The following is a 21,398-nucleotide window of genomic DNA, read 5'->3' on the forward strand; positions in this document are numbered from 1 at the left end:
CTTTAGGCGGGGTTTTCTTTGTTTGCGTTTTGACGATTCTGTTTTCTTTCCGCTCGCAGCACACGATGCTGTGCCCGCAGTGCAACGCTTGTCCTGATCCTCTCCCGAGAAAGAATAATGGCGCGGTGCCAGAGCCGGTTGAACCCTCACCGACGGCCAGGGTCGATTAGCTGTATGGCCAATCAGAGCCAATTCAATCAGGAGCTTTTCATGGACATCATTCGTATCATTTTCGCCATTCTGCTGCCTCCGGTAGGCGTGTTCATGCAAGTAGGCTTTGCTGGCGCTTTTTGGCTGAATATCCTGCTGACCCTGCTGGGTTATATCCCGGGGATCATCCACGCGATCTACATCATCGTCTCGCGCAAGTAACTCTCGCGCAAGTAACAAGGTCGCCCGACCACGCAGTAGCACTCGTTGATCGTTCCCTGCTGCGGGAACGATCACACGGCTTGATCAGGCATCAAGCACATCCCGATAAAAACGCCATTCTTTCTCCAGAGCATCTGCCAGGTTACTCGCCTTGCGGAATCCATGATGCTCGTCTGCGTAGAAGTGCGCTTCAGTCTTGATGCCGTTGTCTTGCAGGGCTTTGAGCATGGCCCGGGTCTGTTCGGGCACTACCACGGCATCCAGCTCGCCTTGAAAGAAAATCACCGGCACCTTGATGCGGTCTGCGTGCAACAGCGGCGTTCGGTCCTGATAACGCTCGATGTCCTTGTCCGGGTCGCCGATCAGCCAGTCCAGGTAATCGCCCTCGAATTTATGCGTGGCCCTGGCCAGTGCTACCGGGTCGCTGACGCCATAAAGACTGGCACCTGCACGAAACACATCCTTGAAGGCCAATGTACAAAGTGTGGTGTAACCACCCGCGCTGCCGCCGCGAATGAAGGCCTGTCCTTCGTCAATCAGGCCACGTCCCGCCAGATGCGTGACAACCGCACAGGCATCTTCCACGTCCGCCACGCCCCATGCCAGGTGCAGGCCTTGCCGATAGGCGCGACCGTAGCCGCTGCTGCCGCGATAATTGAGGTCTGCCACGGCGAAGCCGCGGTGTGTCCAATACTGAATACGTGGGTCCAGCACCGGGTAGCAGGCGGAAGTCGGGCCGCCATGGATGAACACCACCAATGGCGGTTTTTGCGTGCCGGTCATGGCCGGGTAGAAATAGCCGTAGGCCTCGGCTCCACCGCTGGGATAACGCAGCGGCTGAGGGCGGCTGATCAGTTCGGGCGGCAGCGGCGAGCCTCCCCCGGCAAGCACCTGAACACCGGCGTCGTGGCGAGAAATAGCCAGCACGGCAGATGTGCTCACCGCGGATGCCGCGATGCAATACACGAACTCTTCGTCAATGGCGAGGCTGCGAAAGCGGCTGTAGCCAACGCTGAAATCCTCGACGCTGCCGTCAGCCTGACAAAGCCCCAGAACACTGGAGCCGTCTTCGATCCAGCTCGCCAGATAGCCATCGTTGATTGGCAGCCAGGTGCAGCTGCCCAGTTGCCAAGGCGCAGAAGCGTGATCGGCCGGGCTGGCGGGCAGCGGCGCAAACCCGGAAGGCGATTCACCCCACGGCTGCCAGAAGCCAGCGCGATCAGTCAGGCAATGCAGGCGACCGTGGGCGTCAAAACGTGGCTGTTGCAGCGACTCTTGTGCGCCTTCGCCTGCAACACACTGCGCAGTGCCCCAGCTGCCGTCGTCTTGTCTCGCTGCACACATCAAGCGGGTGCTGGTCCACGGCTGATGCGGGCGTTGCCATTCGATCCAGGCCAGGCGCTTGCCGTCGGCGCTGATGATCGGCGATGCGTAGAAATCAGCGCCTTCTGCCAGCAATCGGCGCTGCCCGTCAGCCAGATCGATAGCGACCAGCCGATGCGTATTGCGGTCTTCTTCAACGGCGAGAATCTGACCACCGCTAAAGAACAGGCCGCCATAACGCTTGTCGCCCTCCGTCAGCGCAACCGGCGCGCTGGCGTCCAGCGTCTGGCGGTACAATTGCTGGTCGCGCTCATTGACTAACACTAGCGCGTCGTCGGCCAGACAGAACGAACCACCACCGTATTCATACACCCGGCTGCGAACGCTGAAGCCTTGTGGCGTCAGGCAGCGCTTGCTGTTCGCGTACCAGTGCCAGATACGACAGGCGCCGTCTTCGGGGCGGTATTCGTTCCAGAACAGGCCCGCCGAGCTGACATCCAGTTCGGCGAAGTCGACGCCTGCAGCGACTGCTTGTGCGGCGCTCAGGCGTTCAGGAGGATTTTGCGATGAGTCGTGAGTTTCGGTCATTGCGAAAGGCCAGCTCTTCAATGGTTTGAGTAGCGGTTTCGGACTCGTCGCGAGCCTGAGTGATGATCCCGTGATGGTAGGACTTGCTGCACACCGGGTCGGCATTGGCAGCATCGCCAGTCAGCATGAAGGCCTGGCAGCGACATCCGCCGAAGTCCTTTTCCTTTTCGTCACACGAGCGGCACGGCTCGGGCATCCAGTCGTAACCGCGGAAGCGATTGAAGCCGAACGAGTCGTACCAGATGTGCTGCATGCTGTGGTCGCGCACATTGGGGAACTGGATCGGCATCTGCCGTGCGCCGTGGCAGGGCAGTGCGGTGCCATCCGGTGTCACGGTCAGGAAGATATTGCCCCAGCCGTTCATGCACGCTTTGGGACGCTCTTCGTAATAATCAGGCGTGACGAAAATCAGCTTGCACGGATGATTCTCTGCCTCCAGCCGGACGCGGTATTCATTGGTGACGGCTTCGGCGCGGACCAGTTGATCCTTGGTCGGCAGCAGGCCGAGGCGATTCAGGTGCGCCCAGCCATAGAACTGACAGGTGGCCAGTTCGACGAAGTCCGCTTCAAGCGCCAGACACAGCTCGATGATCTTGTCGATGCGGTCGATGTTGTGCCGATGGGTGACGAAATTCAGCACCATCGGGTAGCCGTGCTTTTTGACCGCCTTGGCCATCTCCAGTTTTTGCGCGAAGGCTTTTTTCGAGCCGGCGAGCATGTTGTTGACCTGCTCGTCGCTGGCCTGAAAGCTGATCTGGATGTGGTCCAGGCCTGCTTCCTTGAAGGCGATGATCTTTTCTTCGGTAAGGCCGATGCCCGAGGTGATCAGGTTGGTGTAGAAACCCAGGCGCCGCGCCTCGGCGATCAACTCGGCAAGGTCCTGGCGCACCAGCGGTTCGCCGCCGGAAAAGCCGATCTGTGCCGCGCCCATCTCCCGCGCTTCCTGCATGACCTTGAACCACTGCTCGGTGGTCAGCTCCTTGCCCTGTTTGGCAAAATCCAGCGGGTTGGAGCAATACGGGCATTGCAATGGGCAGCGATAGGTCAGCTCGGCGAGCAGCCACAGGGGCAGCCCGACCTCGGGAGTGGGCGGTATGTACGGGGTGTTGGTGACGGGGGCCAGGTCAGACAAGATCGATCCAGTTTTTCTTTTTGGCGCCTTCCATGAACTCGTCGACGTCCATGCCCAGTTCGGGAACATTGGGGAACTGCTGCTGAAGCTCATGAATGATGGCGGTGATGGTGCGCTTGCCATCGATCAGCCCGCCAATCAGGGCAGCGCTATCATTGAGTTTGATCATGCCCTCAGGGTAAAGCACCACATGCGCCTTTTGCGCAGGCTCGTACTGAAAGCGATAGCCTTGATGCCATTTGGGTGTCAACGCTCGGAACTGCGGATCGTGCTTCATAGCGTAATCCCCTTATGCCAGACTTTTTGGTCTGTAACGCTGTGATACGGCGGGCGGTTCAGCTCGTAGGCCATGGACATCGCATCGAGCATGCTCCACAGGATATCGAGCTTGAACTGCAGGATTTCCAGCATGCGCTGCTGGCCTTCATATGTAGTGTAGTGCTGTAACGTGATGGCGAGGCCGTGTTCCACGTCGCGTCGGGCCTGGCCCAGGCGAGTGCGGAAATACTCGTAGCCTGCCGGGTCGATCCACGGGTAATGCTGCGGCCAGCTGTCCAGGCGCGATTGGTGGATCTGCGGCGCGAACAGTTCGGTCAGCGAGCTGCTGGCCGCTTCCTGCCAATTGGCGCGGCGGGCGAAGTTCACGTAGGCGTCGACGGCAAAACGCACGCCTGGCAGCACCAGTTCCTGAGAGCGCAGTTGGTCCGGGTCGAGCCCCACGGCCTGGCCGAGGCGCAGCCAGGCTTCGATGCCGCCGTCTTCGCCTGGCGCACCGTCATGGTCAAGCAAGCGCTGAATCCACTCGCGACGGATCTCGCGATCCGGGCAGTTGGCCAGAATCGCCGCGTCCTTGAGCGGAATGTTCACCTGATAGTAGAAACGGTTGGCGACCCAGCCCTGAATCTGCTCGCGGGTTGCACGACCCTCGTACATCGCCACATGGTACGGGTGATAGATGTGGTAATAGGCACCCTTGGCGCGCAAGGCCTGTTCGAATTCGGCGGGGGACAGTGCAGTCGCTTCGCTCATGTCAGCTCCTAAAGCTCGATGCTCATTCCATCGAAGGCCACTTCGACGTTGCGACGAACCAGCTCCGCACGTTCCGGGGAGTCTTCGTCGAGAATCGGGTTGGTGTTGTTGATGTGGATAAGCACTTTGCGCTGCTCGGGAAAGCCTTCGAGGACTTCCAGCATGCCGCCGGGGCCGTTCTGTGCCAGATGGCCCATTTCCCGGCCGGTACGCGTGCCGACGCCACGGCGCTGCATTTCGTCGTCGTCCCACATTGTGCCGTCGACCAGCAGGCAGTCGGCGTCACGCATCTTCTCGGCCAGTGCTTCATCGACCTTGCCCAGGCCCGGGGCATAGAACAGCTTGCCGCCGGTGCGGGTGTCTTCGACCAGCAGGCCGATGTTGTCGCCCGGATGCGGGTCGAAACGGTGCGGCGAATACGGTGGCGCGGCGCTGCGCAGCGGGAAGGGCGTGAAACGCAGGTTCGGGCAGGCAGGGATCACGAAGCTGCCTTGCAGCTCAATGCGGTTCCAGTTCAGGCCGCCGTTCCAGTGCTTGAGCATTTCGAACAACGGGAAGCCGGTGCTCAGGTCTTCATGGACCATGTCTGTACACCAGACCTGGTGCGGGCAGCCTTCGCGCAGGCTGAGCAAACCGGTGGTGTGGTCGATCTGGCTGTCCATCAACACGATCGCGCTGATGCCGGTGTCGCGCAATGCGCGCCCCGGCTGCATTGGCGCAAAGCTCTGCAGTTGCGCACGGATATCCGGTGAGGCGTTGCACAGCACCCAGTTTATGCCGTCGTCGGACAGCGCAATCGACGACTGGGTCCGCGCGTGAGCACGCAGGCTACCGTCGCGAAAACCTGCGCAGTTGACGCAGTTGCAGTTCCACTGGGGGAATCCACCACCAGCAGCAGAACCTAGAATCTGGATGTACATGACAGCTCCTGGCACACGTTCTGAAATAAAAAACAGCCACAACCATAAAAAAAGCCCCGGCGAACCGAGGCTTCACAGCGCACTGAAATCAACGGCTTGCGAAGTACATGGTGACTTCAAAACCGATACGCAGATCAGTGTAAGCAGGTTTAGTCCACGACATAAAAATCTCCTCGGATAAGTGCTGCGGTTGGTGACTACATCTTAGTGCATCGCTGAAGGCATACGTTCAGATAGTTAGGGAGCTATGTTACTCAATTTAACAATTGCGCAGGACTGGAATCTGCAGGAAAGACCATTACCGTTCAGGTAAGGATAGCGGGATGGCCGCGTTGGCAGGGCGATTGGCCACGATCAGCCAGCCGCCAGTGGCATTGGTCAGCTGCTCCGTAGCAGTGAGTAACGAGTGTGTATCCAGATTTGACAGAGCGCGTTGCAACGCCTGCGAGTGGCTACCCTGATGGCCGGCAAGATGCGCTTGCCACTGCATTTCCGCCTGCTGCTGGTCCGGCATGCTCGACGGCTCGAATTGGGCTGAAAGGGCTTTTATCTGCTCAGACACATCTGCGTCGCGAACCCGCTCGGGCAATCTGCCGATGAACGTCTCAATGTGCTGAAAAAGCTGCCCTGCGTCGCAGGAGGGCGATTGAACACCAAACAGTAATCCGGTCCTTCCATCGATCTGTCTGATGCCACTGAACACGGCGTAACCCAGTTGCAGCTCGACCCGCAGCCGCTGGTAGAAGAGCGCTTGTGACACGTGCGCGAGCAACCGCCAAGCAGCTTCATCTTCAATGGAGGCCGTAAGGGCCGGGCAAAACACCAGCACTGCGTCTTCCGACGAGGACGATGCTTCAGTCGCCCAGCGTTTGCCTGGGAAAGTGGCGGGCGGCTTTGGCGAGTCTGTTGGCCGAACGTCCGGTGCTGCATTCAATGTGGCGTCTATCAAGGGCTGGCTGGCAGCAGAGAAGCCACTGGCGAAGCTGATCCAGCGCGAAGCCGCCCATACGCTTGGCAGATCGCCAACCGTCAGCGGCGGTTCGCTGCTCAGGTAATGATCGGCAAGCTGTTTGAGCAACTGACGAATCGGAATCAGCTCAGGTTCGTCGCCTGCCAGCGATGCGGGCTCAGCGCGCTGCAGGCGATGCAGGGCGTGTTCGATAACCGCAACCATCGGCTCGCGCAGGCCGTTCAGTTGAAGCTGCCAATAAGGCCCGTAAGCACTGAACGTCAGGGTCACACCAGCCTGACGTGCGTCTTCGATCAATGGCTTGAGCCCTGTATCGAGCATCCGCCAGAGGGTTGGCTGCGGGGAGGGCAGTTCCCAGCGCAGATAAAACGCGGCTTCATCGCTGTTGGTAAATGCCGTATCGAGAAACGGATTCGGCGCTGGCAAACGCCAATTGACCTGCTCGATGCTGTGGGTATCGGCGAGTGCGGAGCCGATCAGCGCGTCGGGCGTGAACTGTTCGAGCAGCGCGCGCAATGCCTCTTGGCCTTGCGCGCCTAACTGCGCAGGCGTCTCGCGACAGTAATGATGTGCCAGCGCCAACGCACCGAGCATGTGCAGGCGGCGTTGTTCGAGGCGTTGGTATTGCTCGACCAGCAACGGCCAGTGAGTCTTGAAAAAATCGAGCCAGCTGAAAAACAGGCTGTTGATGGTGAGAGTTTTCGCGAGGGCATCTTTCAGTTCGATATAAAGCAAGAGCTGCCCGCCGAACTGGTACAGCGGTGCGGCTTTCAGGGAGCTGGCAAGGCCCCTGTCGACCAGCTCGGCAATCAGTCCGCCCGGCTGAGTTGCATTAAGCCAGTGACAGAAGAACGCCAGCGCTTTGTCAGACTTGTCCGGCAAGTCCTCAAAGGCAAACAGCAGGTGGTTTTGCTCGTCAGCCTTTGGTCGATTGGCAATCAGCGGTGGGGGCGTTTGTTGTATGGCCTTCAGACCACTGGCGAACATTGCGCCATGGTTGATTGCCAGTGTTTCCAGCTCGGCCATTGGTAGCGGCCCACTCAGGCACAGGGTCATCTGCCCTGCCTGATAGAAGCATCGATAAAAGTCCTGCAACGCCTGTTGAAACGCAGGGTTGGGCACTGACAGGCTGTAACGATTGCCAGCATGAAAGCCGCGCAGCGGATGCTGTGGATTGATCGATGCCAGCCGGCGCGCCTGATCGCGTGATGCGCTATCGCCGACCCAGGCGATGAACTCGGCGTGCAGCACTTCGCGCTCGCGCAGTTGATCGGCCATGGTCATGCGCGGCCGGGCAAGCATGTCGCACAGTCGCTCCAGCCCTTGGGCAAAGACCGCCTGCGGCAGCTCAAAGAAGAAGTCAGTGGTGCGTTCGCGTGTGCTGGCATTGACCTGACCGCCATGGCGCTGCACGAACGTCATCAGGTTTTCGCTGGCAGGGAAGCGCTCGGTGCCGAGGAACAACAGATGCTCCAGAAAATGCGCCAGCCCCGGCCAGGCCCGCGGCGCATCATGGCTGCCCGCCGCGACGCGCAATGAAGCTGCGCAGCGCTTGAGGCGCGGTTCGTGACACAGCACCACATTCAGGCCGTTGGCCAGCGTGAGGCGTTTGATGTCAGAGGAAGGCGGGGCAGGCATGAGGGTGTCCACGGCAGCAGGGAATGCAAAGCATCATGCTAGCGGATAACCGGCGAAGTTCGCGAGCATGGCTGAACCAAGGCAGGACGCGGAGCGTCCAGAACTGCATGCCGACGCGGAGCGTCGCACGATAATCGAGATTGTCACTCCAGTGCAGCACCGCCCAGCGTGACGCCTCGGGATCAAGTCAGCGACGTATACAGCCCCGGCCGACGATCGACGAAATAGTCGTTCACCGTCCTGGCCTGGGCCAGCAATGCCTTGTCCAGCGTCCCCACCAGCAAGCCTTCGTCCTGACCTGCCAGCAACGGGCGGCTGCCGTCCGGTGCGCAGAGGCTGCTGAGCCCGCAGTAACGAATTTCGCCTTCGCTGCCGCAATAGTTGGCGTACACCACGTAGCAGTGGTTCTCGAACGCTCGCGCCCGTACGGTCACTTCACAGACAAAGTCGTAAGGCAGCATGTTCGCGGTCGGCACCAGAATCAGTTCGGCCCCTGCCAGCGCGAGCCGACGGGTGTTTTCAGGAAACTCCACGTCGTAGCAAATCAACATGCCCAGACGCCAGCCGTTCAATTCGACCACCGGGTAATGATCCTCGCCTGCTGCGAACATCGACCTGTCCAGCTCACTGAACAGATGGGTCTTGCGGTAGTTGCACAGACGTGTGCCTTGGCTGTCGATCAACTGCACGGCGTTGTAGACCTGCTGATCAGGCCCGCGCTCCGGGTAGCCGTACAGAATTGCAATGCCGCTGGCTTGCGCGATGGCGGCAATGCGCGACGCTGCCGGACCATCCTGCGTTTGCGCCAGTTCACTGACCGCCTGTGCACCGATGTTGTAGCCAGTCAGGAACATCTCCGGGCAGATCAGCAGTTGTGCCCCTTGCTCTGCGGCAGCCTGGGCCTGTTGTTCCAGACGCGTCAGGTTGCCGCTTATATCCAGCGGCAACGGCGAGCATTGATACAGCGCAATGCGCATGGTTTTTCCTTCTGTCAGTCGCCCAGTGCAATCGGGCCGATTTCATGAAACACGTCACCGGGGCCGGGGTTCTCGGCGTGAGTCTTGCCGCCGAAGTGGTTCATGATGCCCCACACGGCGTTGAGCGATGTCTGCACTGCGCCTTCAACCCAGGCCGGTGTCCAGGACACATCGTCACCGGCGATGAACATGCCGCGCTGTTCGCTGGGCATGTCCTGCTGCATGAAGTGCGCGTACATGCGCTGGTTATAGCGGTAATGGCCCGGCAGCGCACCTTTGAAGGCACCCAGGAAGTGCGGGTCGGCCTCCCAGGAAACGGTGATCGGGTCGCCGATGATGCGCGCTGCGATGTCCACTTTCGGGTAGATCTTCTTCAAGGCATCCAGCGCCAGCTTCACCCGCTTCTCGATGGGCTGCGGGAGCATCTTCAGTGCATCGCTCATCCACGAGTAGGACAGGCAGATCACGCCTGGCTTGTCGTCGCCGTTATCGAACAGGTAAGTGCCACGGGTCAGGCGGTCGGTGAGGGTCATGCTCATCAGGTCGCGGCCGGTTTCCGGGTCCTTGTCTTTCCAGAACGGACGGTCGACCATCACGAAAGTCTTCGAGGATTGCATGTAGCGCGTGCGATCCAGGGCCATCCACATCTTCTGCGAAAACAACGATTCTTCGCACTCGATCTGCGTGGTCAGCAGCCAGCTCTGGCAGGTGGTCAGCACGGCGGCGTATTGCCGGGTGTCGCCCCAGTTGTCAGTCACGGAAAAGCTTCCGTCCTCGGCGCGGGCAATGCGTTTTACGCCAGGACGCGGTGCGCCGCGGTGCAGCGAAGACAGGCTGGTGCCCTTGGGCCAGTGTGCGCAACGCTCGGGCACATGGCTCCACAAACCGACCGGCACCTGCTGCACGCCGCCCACGATCAGGTGCTGGTGCTCATCGCAATTGGTCATCACCACGCGGAAGATTTCCAGCATCGAGTTGGGGAAGTCCGAGTCCCAGCCGCCCGTGCCGAAGCCTACCTGACCAAATACCTCGCGATGATAGAAAGACAGTTTGGCGAAGGCCTTGGACGTCGCGACGAAATCGTAGAAGGTGCGGTCGTCCCACAGCGGCACCAGCTTGTTCCACAGCTCTTTGAGGCGCGGCACATCACGGTCACGGATGGCCTGCTGGATGTCACCGAACTGCGAGCCGCTTTCCAGTGCGTCGGCCCAGGCGTCGGCCACTTCCTGAAACAGCGCCGGCAGATCCGAGAGCATTTGCGCGTAATAGGTGGTGCCTTCCAGGTCGATGACGGTGCTGCCGGAAGCGGCGGTCAGCGGGTTGGGAAAGGGCCTGGACTCAAGGCCCAGTTTGTCGACGTAATGAAAGAATGCGGTCGATGACGCCGGAAAGCGCATGCCGCCCAGTTCGGCAACGATGCCTTTGGCACCCTCAAACTCTTGCGAACGCAACCGCCCACCCATCTTGGAGGCTTCGTACACCACTGGCTTGAGGCCCATCTTCATCAGCTCGTAGGCCGCCACCAGCCCGGCGATACCGGCACCGATAATCGCTACTTCCGCGCCATGATTTTCAGCCGGGATACTGCCCAGACCTTTCGGGTGTTCGATCCAGTCATCGAAGGCGAAGGGGAAGTCGGGGCCGAACATCGTGATCGGCTTTTTGCCGTTGGCGGGGTGACGGTTGTTCTTCATGACGGACCTTGATGGGCAACGGCGAAAACAACAGTCTAGAGAAGGGCGGGCACGTTAATAAGACGCAAAGTGTCGTCGGTATGCTGTTTATTTATGCAAAGTGACGAATATTTTGGTCATCTTGTATGGTTTCGTGCAGCTATGGCTTGCTTATACCGGCTGGCCGCGGTCGATCTTGCTGCTGAGGATGATCGATGTCTTGGTCTTCTCGACACCATCCACGCTGCCGATCAGGTCCAGTAGTTGGTCCAGTTGCTCGGGAGAGTCCGTGCGCAGCCAGGCGACGTAATCGAACTCGCCACTGACCGCACATAACTGCTGCACCTGCGCCATGGCGCTGAGTCGGCGCAGCACTTCCTTGCCCGAACGAGGTTGCACGGTGATGCCGACATACGCCTGCAATCCGCCACTGACCACTCGCTGGCCAAGGCGCACGCCATAGCCGGTAATCACCTTGCTGCTTTCCAGGCGTGCCAGCCGGGAGGTGACGGTGGTACGGGCGATGCCCAGTTGACGGGCGAGCATGGCGACGCTTTCGCGTGCATTGATTTGCAGCGCTGCGATCAACTGTCGATCAATTTCGTCCAGCACGGGCGGGCGGGTATCGGGCACGGGTATTTCCTTAAAACTTCCAGCGTTTAGCGGTCTTGGCCAGGCGTGCCTGGAGCCCGTCCAGGTTCTGTGCCAGTTGCTGAGTCATCAAGTGATAGCCCATCAACTCGGCTGGAATGACCGGCTGCGCGGGAGCGCTTTCCGATGTGCGCACCAGACGCTCGGTTGCGCCGGTTTGCAGCGCGCGAGCCATGCCGATCAACTGACGACGTATCTGCCGTTAATCGTTATCCAGTGAAGTTTTAAACGACTCGCCCGCCACTTTATCCAGATCGGCAGGGCGAATATTGGCGAGAATCTCCAGGGTGCTCAGGCACATGCGGAAATGGCCTTGAATGGCGTCCAGCTCGACCATGGACATCTTCACTTCCTTGGAAACCGACGGCAGCAGCGAGCGCAATTGCAGCATCGTGGCGTTGAGCCTGGCGGTCAGCTTGAGATGCTCGTCAGCGGTGACCGGCTGGCCTTGCACGATGCGTCCATAGACCTTGGCGCAGTCACGCAAGCCACTGGCCAGGTTGTAGCGCCAGGAAAACACGGCATACAGTGGCAGGGCGAAGGAGAAGGCCAGCGCCAGCGCCAGCGCGATACCGATCAAAATATCTACGGTGCGCCACAACCCGTCACTGATCGGGTTGTAGCCATGACCGGCCACGATAAACAGCGTTATCGCCGACAGCAGCGCGGTGTAACCGCCTTTGCCGATAGCGTGATAAGCAAAAAAACCGCACATAACCGACATCATCGCGTACGTCAGTAGCGGCATTTCCAGATAGCCCTGCTGGACCACCACGATCAGGCCAAGACCAGCTCCGATCAACGTTCCGTAGGCGCGCTCGACTGACTTTTTGCCGATATTGCCGTGGTGTTGCAAACCGCCGATGACGATCAGCATTGTCACCGACGCCCACTCGCCATGAGGCAGATTGAGGCCCGTGGTCAACAGAATCGTTACCAGCAAGCCCACCGCAATCCGCGCCGCGTGGATCAGCCGCGCATGCCGATAACGGCGATATGGGTCCAGCAGCGGACGCAGAACAGGGCGAAGCCAGGAGGGTATGAAAGCAGAGCGCGAATTCGTCATGCGTTAAGAGACCGCGAGGGTAGGGAAGAGATTCCCTGATTGGATGATGGCAGGTCTCAGTAAGCCACATTTTGAGAGGAGATGGGTGGTGTATGTTGGTGATCAGTGAACATGACATCGTGGATTCAAGCGGTAGTAATCACGATCTGAATTCAGTAAGGATGAAATCCAGCACTTTTTAAGATGCCTTTATATGAGGCTTTATGGTCATTAATGTGTGCTTTTATGATCTATTATCTACAGGTTCAAGCCTGCAAACGTGCTACTTTGTGATTCCTTGAACCCCCGCGCCTGCTCGCTGGTAACTGCTCATGAAAGCTTTTTTCCCCGTTCAATGCAGCGACACGCTGTTGTGGATTGCCCTGCTGGTAAAGCAGGCCCGGCTACAACAGGGCGTTCGGCAAGTGGATCTTGCCGAGCGGCTGGGCATTTCGCTGCGTACATTTCGACGCATCGAAGCAGGCAGCGCAGACGGCGTATCGCTGCGCGACTTCATGCTGGTGGTCTGGGGGCTGGGTGTGTCAGAGCGCTTGTTTCAGGGGCTGCGAGACGACGAGTCGTTTAGCGTCGAACAGCTTGAAGCGGCCGACCGCAAGCGCGTTCGCCTGCCTAGAAGCAAGCCGGAGGACTTCTGATGGCTCAGGCCTACATTTATATGGAGTGTCCTGTCAGCGGACAGACACTAACGCTGGGCAAATTGACGATCCAGTCCGGTGTCGGGACGTTTCAGTATTCACCTGATGCAGTGCAGGAGAACATCTGGGTGCCGGACCCCTTCAGGTATCCGTTGTCTGCGCGGGCCTATTCCGTGCCGAAAAATGGCGGTGTGCCGGGCTTTATCGATGACGCCATGCCCGATGGCTGGGGGGAGCGGTTGTTGCATCGGGTTGAAAAAGGCCCATTGGACCCGATACAGCTTTTGCTCAAATCTCCCAACAGCGACAGGGCGGGCAACATCATGGCCGGACTGGCTCGCACAGCACAGGACGGACTGGGCCAGACGCCCCCCAAAGCCCTGCATGCCAAGGGGCTTGATCATTTCATTGATGCCTGTGAAGCGATCTACGACAGCCAGCTTAGTGGTGAGCAATTAGAGGCGCTGAAAGTCAGGGATCAGCGATCCTCCGCTGGCGGCGCTCGTCCGAAGCGAACGTATCTGGGCGACAGAAAACTGATTCTGGCCAAGCCTCGCGATAAGTTCGATCACTATGACCTGCCCTCTGTGGAGCATGCCTGCATGACGTTCGCAGGGCTTAAAGGGCTTCAGGCGGCCAACACCTCTTTGTATCGCGGCGAGCGAATCAATACGCTTCTGGTCGAGCGCTTCGACCGCGTCTTTGATGAGCCGACCCGGCGCTTTCGCCGGCTGCCGATGCTCAGCGGTTTGACCTTGCTGGACGCCGAGTGGAAGGCTCGGACACACCCGGACTGGCAATATGCAGCACTTGCAGATGAGTTGTATCGCCGTGGTGCGCCAGACCAGGACCGACAGGAACTGTACCGACGCATGGCTTATAACGTACTGGTCGGTAACGCCGACGATCATCCTCGTAACCATGCCGTCATCTGGAAAGAAGGCGTCTGGAGGTTATCGCCGCTGTACGACGTACTGCCGATTCTGGACGAAGGGCCTGCTCAGGCACTCGCCATGTCAGTCGGTATCGAAGGGCCACGTCTTAACCGGGGCAACCTGCTCAGCCAGCACGCCCACTTTGCCCTGAACAAGGAAGAAGCCGAGGCAGCTCTTGATGAAGTGGCGGGCTGGGAAGCCGAGCTGCACGACTATTACAGTCAATTTCTGGCCGGTGCAGAGCTGGATGCTGCGGTCGATGCGACCAGTGCAGCGCGTTTGAAGCGCTAGTAGATCCAGAGATGTTCGGACATTGGATATGCCTTTGAGGTGAGCCGAATACGGGTTTAATCGGCTCATAAGGTGAGCCGATTGTGCTGGCTATTCGGCTCACCGTCCAGACGTTGTTTCGGGCCCAAAAATTTCAACTACCGTTCGTCCGCCTTCATAGTGGTTCACTTGCTGGCGCAATGGAACCGTATCAGCCTTCCCGACACTTAGGACGGCAGAGCATCGCTCCTTGTGGGCAATCTGATGAGATCCCGGGCGCAATGCCCCGGTCATCACTAATGGCCAAGCGGAGTTTATCTTCCATGAAAAAAAGTATTTCCCTGCTCACGACTTTGTTTTTCTGCCATGGCGCATTGGCAGGAACGATGCTCGATGAACAGAGCATTACTTCGTACGTCGACAGTCACAGTGTCGAGCAGGTCGCGTTGCTTGAAAAACTGGTGAACATCAACAGCGGCACGGACAACGTGGACGGTGTCGTCAAGGTCGGTGATCTGATGAAGGCAGAGTTGGAAGCGCTGGGCTTCGATACCCGTTGGCACGAGCTGCCCGCAGGGATGAACCATGCCGGTAGCCTTGTCGCGGTGCATGACGGTAACAAGTCTGCGAAACGAATCTTGCTGATAGGCCATCTGGATACCATGTTTCCGGCCACCAGCAAGTTTCAGGAGTATCCATTGATAGATGGCGGCAAAAAAGCCAAAGGCCCCGGAGTGATCGACGACAAGGGCGGCCTGGTCACCATTCTTTACGCCTTGCAGGCGCTGAAACACAGCGGCGCATTGCAGGACATGAATATCTCTGTGGTCCTGGTTGGTGACGAAGAGCTGGCGGCCAAGCCGACTGAAATTTCCAGAGAATGGCTGATTGCCGAAGCCAAAAGAAGTGACATAGCACTGGGCTTTGAATTCGCCTTGTCGCCCAATCAGTTAATCACCGAGCGCAGAGGATTGAGCGAATGGTTTTTGACCAGTACCGGCATAGACAAACACTCAGCGACTATTTTTCAGCCTGAAACCGGTTTCGGTGCGGTGTACGAGTCGGCCCGGGTGCTTGATGAAATTCGCTCCAAACTCTCCGGTGAGCAAGGCTTGACCATCAACCCTGGGCTCATTCTGGGCGGCGCCACAGCCCAGGAAGATGTACCAAACGGGCAAGGCACTGCCTCGGGGAGAAAAACCACAATCGCCAGAATAGTGTCCGTGCATGGCGACCTGCGGTTCAGCAGTGAAGAACAGCGAAGCTCTGCCGAAGCCCGCCTGCAGGAAATAGCCAGTCACTCGCTGCCACAGACTCATAGCGAGTTGAAGATCAAGGCAATCATGCCGGTCATGGTTGATCGCGAAAGTAATCGCAAACTTCTGCAAGCCTACAGCAAGGTCAGCCAGGACCTTGATGGACCTGCACTGGAATCGGCTCCGTCAGCGGAAAGAGGCGGTGCCGATATTTCCTATGTGAACAAATATGTAACGGCGAGCCTGGACGGTCTTGGCGCGTGGGGGCAAGGTGCCCACAGCGAGAATGAAACCATCGATCTGGGTTCGCTGCCCGTGGTGACCAAACGCGCCGCGCTGTTCATCAGCCGCTATGGCAAATAGCTGTTCTTCAGCCGGGCGCTGAGCCCTGCCTGGCTGAAGAGCACAAGGCCGACGGCAGCACCTGATGCGTTTTGCCGTCCTCACCTGCAGTGTTGACCAGCCAAGGAGAAAAGCCAGATGGAATTTGATCTGCGGTTGTCGCATGACAACGATCTGGAGCAGTTGCAGCGTCTCTCTGCGCGGGCTCGCCAGCGGTATACGATCATTCCCTCTTTGGCTCATGTCGCCGAAAGCCCACCGCTGGGCGCAGACAGATTCGAAGCCTGCCGGGTCATGGTTGCTGTAGACAGGCATAGCGATGAAGTCATCGGTTTCGTAGCCATGCGCCTACTGGATGATTACTTATACCTGGACAATATCTCGGTCGAACTTCTTGCTTCAGGCAAGGGCGTTGGAAAAAGCCTGCTGTCGTCTGTCGTGGCATACGCGCATTTGCGTCGGGCTGATGCGGTAAGCCTGACAACATTTCGCGAACCACCCTGGAATGGCCCATGGTTTCGTCAGCATGGGTTCTGTCCGATGCCGACGGATTGTATTGGCGATGGGTTAAGGCGCGTCATGAAGCGTCAGTCGCAGACTTTCGATCCTGCGACGCGTGAGACCCTGTGGCGTCTGCTTTAACCCATGCCAAAGTCATGGATGCAATCCACTTTAGCGAACTGCGCTTTCCTCATCGAGCTGCAAGGTCGATACATAAATGCCTTGTTGGCTATCCGCCATCTTCGTTTTGTTGTTCAAGATTCGTACAGCCAGTCTTTGCCATATTCGCCTTGCCAGCCTGTTCTTTCACCGCGGTGAGAGCTGCAGCGCTCCAGCCAAAATGTATCAAAACAGAAATATTGTGGACACCTTGTCACCACAAAATGCACGCCACTCGCTGATCGACCGGCTCTGACCCCATAACCAGAAATCTCAGGCATCTCCTTCAGACGAGCGAATATTTGCTGCCATGAATAACCTGAACCTGCTGCAGACCTGCCAGAACGAACAATCGGCGGACGTGATTTACGGTCCGATTCAACCTGAACTGCTGCGCGAGGAAGTGCTGGCCGATTTGCTGGAAGCCAGCGCCCGGCGCAATCCGCAGCAAGTGGCACTGATCTTCGGCGAGCACCGGATCAGTTATGGGGAGCTGGACCGGCAGGTTGATCAGGTGGCTTCTGCGCTGATCAAGGCTGGCGTAAGGCCTGGGCACATCGTTGGTCTGTGGCTACCGCGAGGCATTGAGCTTCTGGTGATGCAGGCCGGTATCGCCAAGGCGGGTGCCGCCTGGCTGCCTCTGGATCAGGACACTCCGGTGGAGCGTCTGCAAATATGCCTGGACGATGCCAGCGCAGTGGGGCTGGTGTCCTGCAACGCGCTGAGCCCGTTGCTGGCTGGTAGCGGTCTGAACGTATGGACGGCCGAAGCGCTGCTGACACAGACCGACGCAGCGTTGGTGCGCCGCAGTGGCGTGCTTCCCGATCATCCTGCGTACGTGATCTACACCTCCGGCTCCACCGGCAAGCCCAAGGGCATCCTGATTTCCCAGCGCAGCATCTGCCATTTCCTGCGCAGCGAAAACGCGGTACTCGGTATCTGCGCCAGCGACCGGGTCTACCAGGGCTTTTCCGTGGCATTCGACATGTCGTTCGAGGAAATCTGGATTGCCTATCTGGTGGGCGCAACGTTGTGGATAGGCCCAAAGGAAACCAGCGGAGACCCCGAAACCCTGCCACGTCTGCTGAACGAGCAGCGCATCAGCGTTTTGCACGCGGTGCCTACCTTGCTGGCGCTGTTCAGCGAAGACGTCCCCTGCCTGCGGGTGATCAATCTGGGCGGCGAGATGTGCCCTGAGTCGCTGGTCGACCGCTGGGCCACGCCGAACCGGCAAATGTTCAACACCTACGGGCCCACCGAAGCCACTGTGTCGGCGAGTCTGGCGCGGTTGTCGCGTGGTCGCCCGGTCTCGATTGGTACGCCGCTCCCCAATTATGGTCTGTTGGTAATCGCCAATGACCCAGCGGTCGGCAGCAGCCTGGCACCCAGCCTGCTGCCCCGTGGCGAAGTCGGCGAACTGTGCATCATTGGCCCCGGTCTGGCTGAAGGTTATCTGGGCAGACCGGATCTGACCCAGGAAAAATTCCTGCCTAACCCGTGGTCCACCGGCTATCACGATGCGCGCCTGTATCGAACCGGCGACCTTGCGCGGATCGACGATGAAGGGCAAGTACAATGCCTGGGACGTGCCGATGATCAGGTGAAAATTCGTGGCTTTCGCGTCGAACTGGGCGAGATTGAAGCGCTGTTGGCGCAACAGCCCGGCGTAGGTACTGTTGCCGTCCTGTTGCGCAACGAGGGTGGCGTTGATCAGCTGATTGCTTATCTGGTTTGCGACAGATCGACGGACTCCACATTCACCAGCCAGCTGCGCAAGGTCTTGCAGGCCCGGTTGCCGTCGTACATGGTGCCGGGGCATTTCGAGTTGCTCGACAGCATGCCGCGCCTCACGTCCGGAAAAATCGACCGCAAAACACTCAAGGCCCGCCCGTTGACGGTTGATGCCGCGGGTGCTGGCGCAGAGTCCGACGTGGCTGAAACTGAAGGCGAAATCGCACTGTTTGCTGCGTTGGCCACACTCTTTCCTGGCATGCCGATCCGCCGCGATGCGGACTTTTTCACCGATCTGGGCGGGCACTCCTTCTTTGCAGCACGTTTGGCCTCGGCCTTGCGGGCGAACCCTCGCTTTGCACAAATCACCGTGCGCGACATTTACCAGCAACGCCGTATCGGCGCGATTGCCGAAGTGCTGGATCAAGCACCGCAAGAGATGGCTGCCCCGGTCGACTGGACGCCTCCGTCCGCGTGGCGTCGCTGGCGTTGCGGCGTGGCTCAGGCTCTGGCATTGCCGGTAATGGTCAGCCTGCGAATGACCCAGTGGCTCGCGCCGTTCTTTACCTACCACTTGCTTACCGGTTCGCCTGACGACTCAGTGGCTTTGGCAACTCTGGCTTCTATCTCGGTGTTTCTGATTGCCACCGTTCTGCAGTTTTTCATCGCGTGGGCGGCCAAATGGCTGATCGTTGGTCGCCTGAAGCCTGGAATATATCCATTGTGGGGTGTCACTTATTTTCGCTGGTGGGCCGCCGACCGTATGGTCGAGTCGGCACCGACTTCCCTGTTGAGTGGTTCTTCGCTTTATCCCCTGTGGCTGCGCGCCCTGGGAGCAAAGATCGGTGAGGAAGTGATTATCGGCGGGGCCACGGTGCGGGCCCACGACCTGCTTGAAATCGGTGACGGGGTCAGCGTCGGCAACGGCGTGAGCTTCGAGAACGCACGCGTCGAGCGGGGTCAGCTGCATCTGGGACGTATCGCCTTGCAGGACAATGCCTGTGTCGGTTCCTACGTGATCATGGAGGGCAATACGGCTATCGGTCCGTGGGGGCATCTTGAGGCGCAATCGGCCATGGCCGACGGCCGGGAGGTTCCGGCGGGTCGTATCTGGCAGGGCTCACCTGCGCGTGATGTCGGCGCGTTCGACACGCTCGGCCAACCTGCGCGGCCTGTGACCAGCCCTGCGCGTTTGCGGGCAGAAAAACTGTTCTTCGTGTTCGGCGTTCTGCTGGTCGCGACGCTGTTCTTCATCCCGGTCTTCCCGACCTTTTTCCTGATCGACTGGTTCGACACGCAGAACGTCTTGCCATGGTTCGAGGGCAGCGGACCATTGGGACAACTGGCGCGCTATTTCCTGCTCGCGTTCCCGGCCAGTGCGGTGCTGATTGTCGCGACTGTTCTGGCCTCTGCCGCATTGCGCTGGATCGTCTTTCCACGTCTCAAGCCGGGTCGCTACGCGGTACACAGCAACACTTATTGCGCCAAGTGGCTGATCAGTCAGATTCAAGAGGCCAGCCTCAATGTGCTTTCCGGTATCTACGCCACGGTGTACTCGCCCTTCTGGTATCGACTGTTGGGTGCGAAAGTGGGGCGCGACGCCGAGATTTCCAGCGCACAGGGCGTCATCCCGGACATGCTGACCCTGGGCGATGAAACCTTTATCGCCGATGCGGTGATGCTGGGCGATGAGCGTATCGATGGCGGCTGGATGACCATGCAACCCACAGTCGTATCCAATCGCAGCTTTGTCGGCAACGGCGGTTACATTTCAGATGGCACGGTGCTGCCGGAAAACGTCCTGATCGGCGTCCATTCCTGCGCGCCGCACAACAGCAAAATGGTCGACGGCGACACCTGGCTGGGCTCACCACCGATCCACCTGCCTGCCCGCGAGCAGGTGAGTGGCGCTCCCGAATCACTGACCTTCAAGCCTTCACCGCTGCGCCGCCTGGCCCGAGGACTGGTCGAAGGCGTGCGCATTGTCACCCCGCACGCGGTAGTGATCGCCGTTGGCTACACGGTCATGCTTGACCTGATGCCTCTCGCCGACGACGAGCGCTGGGGCGCGGTGCTGGCCTACCTTGCAGTGATCGGCGTGGCGTACAGCGTGGGTAACTTTCTGCTGATCGCGGCCCTGAAATGGCTGGTGATGGGCCGCTATCGCAAACGCGCAGACCCTATGTGGACACCATTCGTATGGCTCTCGGAAGGTATCACCAGCCTCTATGAAGGCATGGCCGCACCAAACTTCATGCGCTACCTGCGCGGTACTCCGTGGTTGCCGCTGGCCTTCAACCTGCTCGGCTGCAATATTGGCCGAGGGGTTTACATGGACACAACCGACATCACCGAATTCGACTGCGTCAGCATCGGTGCAGATAGTGAGCTGAATGCCGGTGCCTGCCCGCAAACACACCTGTTCGAAGACCGGGTCATGAAGATTGATCACGTCAGCATCGGCGAGCGCGTGTACATGGGCCCACGTAGCGCCGTGCTCTATAGCGCCGTAGTCGGCAACGATGCGCACCTTGGCCCACTGACCCTGGTGATGAAAGGCGAGCATATCCCCGCGTGCAGTCGCTGGGCCGGCTGCCCGGCGGCACCTGACAGGGCATGAAACGCGGGGCGAGCTGGGCATTCGATGAAGATGGCCGGCTCGCCCCTCCAGAGTCCTTCCCTCGGCAGAATGTATTGCTGGTCAGATGCGTCACCAGGCCAGGCTGTGCAAGAGATGAGGCCAGAAACCGCATTCGGGCTTGCGTGCGAACCGCCGTGGAGCAGTGGCTCGAATTGCCATCGGAAGCGATCACGTTCATCAGCGCCCCAGGTCTCGCGCCGCGATTGATGATCGACGGCCTGCCGGAGCCCGGTTTTTCCATCAGCCACGAAGCTGGATTCTCTCTGGCTGCGGTCAATCTCAACGGAGCGGTGGGTGTGGACTTGATGCAGGTCCAGCCTGTACCGGACTGGCAGGTTGTTGCGCGGGATTATCTCGGGCCAGATGTAGGTGCGCGACTGCGGGATGTTTCCTAGACGATGCGCCCGGTCGCGTTTGCCAGGGCCTGGTGTGAGCGAGAAGCGTTTTTGAAACTGCATGGTCGTGAGTTGGGGGAATGGATAGAGGTGGGGCAGTTGGAGGGCGTGGGCATCGAGGTTGAATTGGGGACGAACATGGTTGGGGTAGTGGCTTTGAAATGGCCTCGATGTGTGAGACTGTCAGAAATTTT

16 protein-coding genes and 2 pseudogenes are annotated in these 21,398 nt (G+C 59.1%); 7 read left to right on the forward strand and 11 right to left on the reverse strand.

What is annotated here, in order from left to right:
* Positions 1-210 precede the first annotated feature (210 nt).
* Positions 211-372: a YqaE/Pmp3 family membrane protein gene (locus ALO64_RS21585; RefSeq protein ID WP_002555565.1), complete on the forward strand. Its 162-nt coding sequence runs from the start codon at positions 211-213 to the stop codon at positions 370-372.
* A gap of 84 nt (positions 373-456) precedes the next feature.
* On the opposite strand, the gene ALO64_RS21590 is transcribed toward ALO64_RS21585, so the two are convergent.
* The 11 genes and pseudogenes from ALO64_RS21590 to ALO64_RS21635 form a co-directional block, all read right to left on the reverse strand.
* Positions 457-2,283 carry a S9 family peptidase gene (locus ALO64_RS21590; RefSeq protein ID WP_044343887.1) on the reverse strand — a complete coding sequence of 609 codons (1,827 nt, stop codon included), beginning with the start codon at positions 2,281-2,283 and terminating at the stop codon, positions 457-459.
* The gene (pqqE, locus tag ALO64_RS21595; protein WP_044343888.1) at positions 2,246-3,415 is read right to left on the reverse strand and encodes a pyrroloquinoline quinone biosynthesis protein PqqE; all 1,170 of its coding nucleotides are present in this window, start codon (positions 3,413-3,415) and stop codon (positions 2,246-2,248) included. The genes ALO64_RS21590 and pqqE overlap by 38 nt, the downstream gene beginning before the upstream one ends.
* On the reverse strand, positions 3,408-3,692 hold the full coding sequence (pqqD, locus tag ALO64_RS21600; RefSeq protein WP_002555562.1) for a pyrroloquinoline quinone biosynthesis peptide chaperone PqqD: 285 nt from the start codon (positions 3,690-3,692) through the stop codon (positions 3,408-3,410). The genes pqqE and pqqD overlap by 8 nt, the downstream gene beginning before the upstream one ends.
* On the reverse strand, positions 3,689-4,444 hold the full coding sequence (gene pqqC / locus ALO64_RS21605; RefSeq protein WP_002555561.1) for a pyrroloquinoline-quinone synthase PqqC: 756 nt from the start codon (positions 4,442-4,444) through the stop codon (positions 3,689-3,691). The genes pqqD and pqqC overlap by 4 nt, the downstream gene beginning before the upstream one ends.
* An 8-nt stretch (positions 4,445-4,452) precedes the next feature.
* Complete coding sequence (pqqB, locus tag ALO64_RS21610) at positions 4,453-5,364, reverse strand: pyrroloquinoline quinone biosynthesis protein PqqB (protein ID WP_002555560.1); 912 nt, start codon at positions 5,362-5,364, stop codon at positions 4,453-4,455.
* 88 nt (positions 5,365-5,452) lie between these two features.
* Positions 5,453-5,527, reverse strand: coding sequence for a pyrroloquinoline quinone precursor peptide PqqA (gene pqqA / locus ALO64_RS24805; RefSeq protein WP_003422658.1), 75 nt, complete (start codon positions 5,525-5,527; stop codon positions 5,453-5,455).
* 135 nt (positions 5,528-5,662) lie between these two features.
* Positions 5,663-7,972, reverse strand: coding sequence for a pyrroloquinoline quinone biosynthesis protein PqqF (gene pqqF / locus ALO64_RS21615; RefSeq protein ID WP_044343889.1), 2,310 nt, complete (start codon positions 7,970-7,972; stop codon positions 5,663-5,665).
* 182 nt (positions 7,973-8,154) lie between these two features.
* Positions 8,155-8,949 (reverse strand): carbon-nitrogen hydrolase family protein, encoded by a 795-nt coding sequence (locus tag ALO64_RS21620; RefSeq protein ID WP_044343890.1) that lies wholly within the window; start codon positions 8,947-8,949, stop codon positions 8,155-8,157.
* Positions 8,950-8,963: 14 nt separating this feature from the next.
* Entirely contained in the window at positions 8,964-10,643 is a 1,680-nt protein-coding gene (locus tag ALO64_RS21625; protein WP_044343891.1) for a flavin monoamine oxidase family protein, read from the reverse strand.
* Positions 10,644-10,793: 150 nt separating this feature from the next.
* Complete coding sequence (locus ALO64_RS21630) at positions 10,794-11,255, reverse strand: Lrp/AsnC family transcriptional regulator (protein WP_044343892.1); 462 nt, start codon at positions 11,253-11,255, stop codon at positions 10,794-10,796.
* A 10-nt stretch (positions 11,256-11,265) separates the two neighbouring features.
* Positions 11,266-12,339, reverse strand: a pseudogene (locus ALO64_RS21635) (FUSC family protein).
* 311 nt (positions 12,340-12,650) lie between these two features.
* On the opposite strand from ALO64_RS21635, the gene ALO64_RS21640 reads away from it, so the two are divergent.
* From ALO64_RS21640 to ALO64_RS21665, 6 genes and pseudogenes are all read left to right on the forward strand, one after another.
* Entirely contained in the window at positions 12,651-12,974 is a 324-nt protein-coding gene (locus ALO64_RS21640; RefSeq protein ID WP_044343893.1) for a helix-turn-helix domain-containing protein, read from the forward strand.
* Positions 12,974-14,200: a type II toxin-antitoxin system HipA family toxin gene (locus ALO64_RS21645; RefSeq protein ID WP_031596855.1), complete on the forward strand. Its 1,227-nt coding sequence runs from the start codon at positions 12,974-12,976 to the stop codon at positions 14,198-14,200. The genes ALO64_RS21640 and ALO64_RS21645 overlap by 1 nt, the downstream gene beginning before the upstream one ends.
* A 302-nt stretch (positions 14,201-14,502) precedes the next feature.
* Positions 14,503-15,798, forward strand: coding sequence for a M20 family metallopeptidase (locus ALO64_RS21650; protein WP_044343894.1), 1,296 nt, complete (start codon positions 14,503-14,505; stop codon positions 15,796-15,798).
* Positions 15,799-15,915: 117 nt separating this feature from the next.
* Positions 15,916-16,419 (forward strand): GNAT family N-acetyltransferase, encoded by a 504-nt coding sequence (locus tag ALO64_RS21655; protein WP_005735085.1) that lies wholly within the window; start codon positions 15,916-15,918, stop codon positions 16,417-16,419.
* Between the two features lie 328 nt (positions 16,420-16,747).
* On the forward strand, positions 16,748-20,788 hold the full coding sequence (locus tag ALO64_RS21660) for a Pls/PosA family non-ribosomal peptide synthetase (protein ID WP_044343895.1): 4,041 nt from the start codon (positions 16,748-16,750) through the stop codon (positions 20,786-20,788).
* Positions 20,785-21,398: pseudogene (locus tag ALO64_RS21665) on the forward strand (4'-phosphopantetheinyl transferase family protein); the annotation flags it as partial. The gene ALO64_RS21660 and the pseudogene ALO64_RS21665, both read left to right, overlap by 4 nt.

It is taken from the genome of Pseudomonas meliae (assembly GCF_001400515.1).
Taxonomy (GTDB): domain Bacteria; phylum Pseudomonadota; class Gammaproteobacteria; order Pseudomonadales; family Pseudomonadaceae; genus Aquipseudomonas; species Aquipseudomonas amygdali.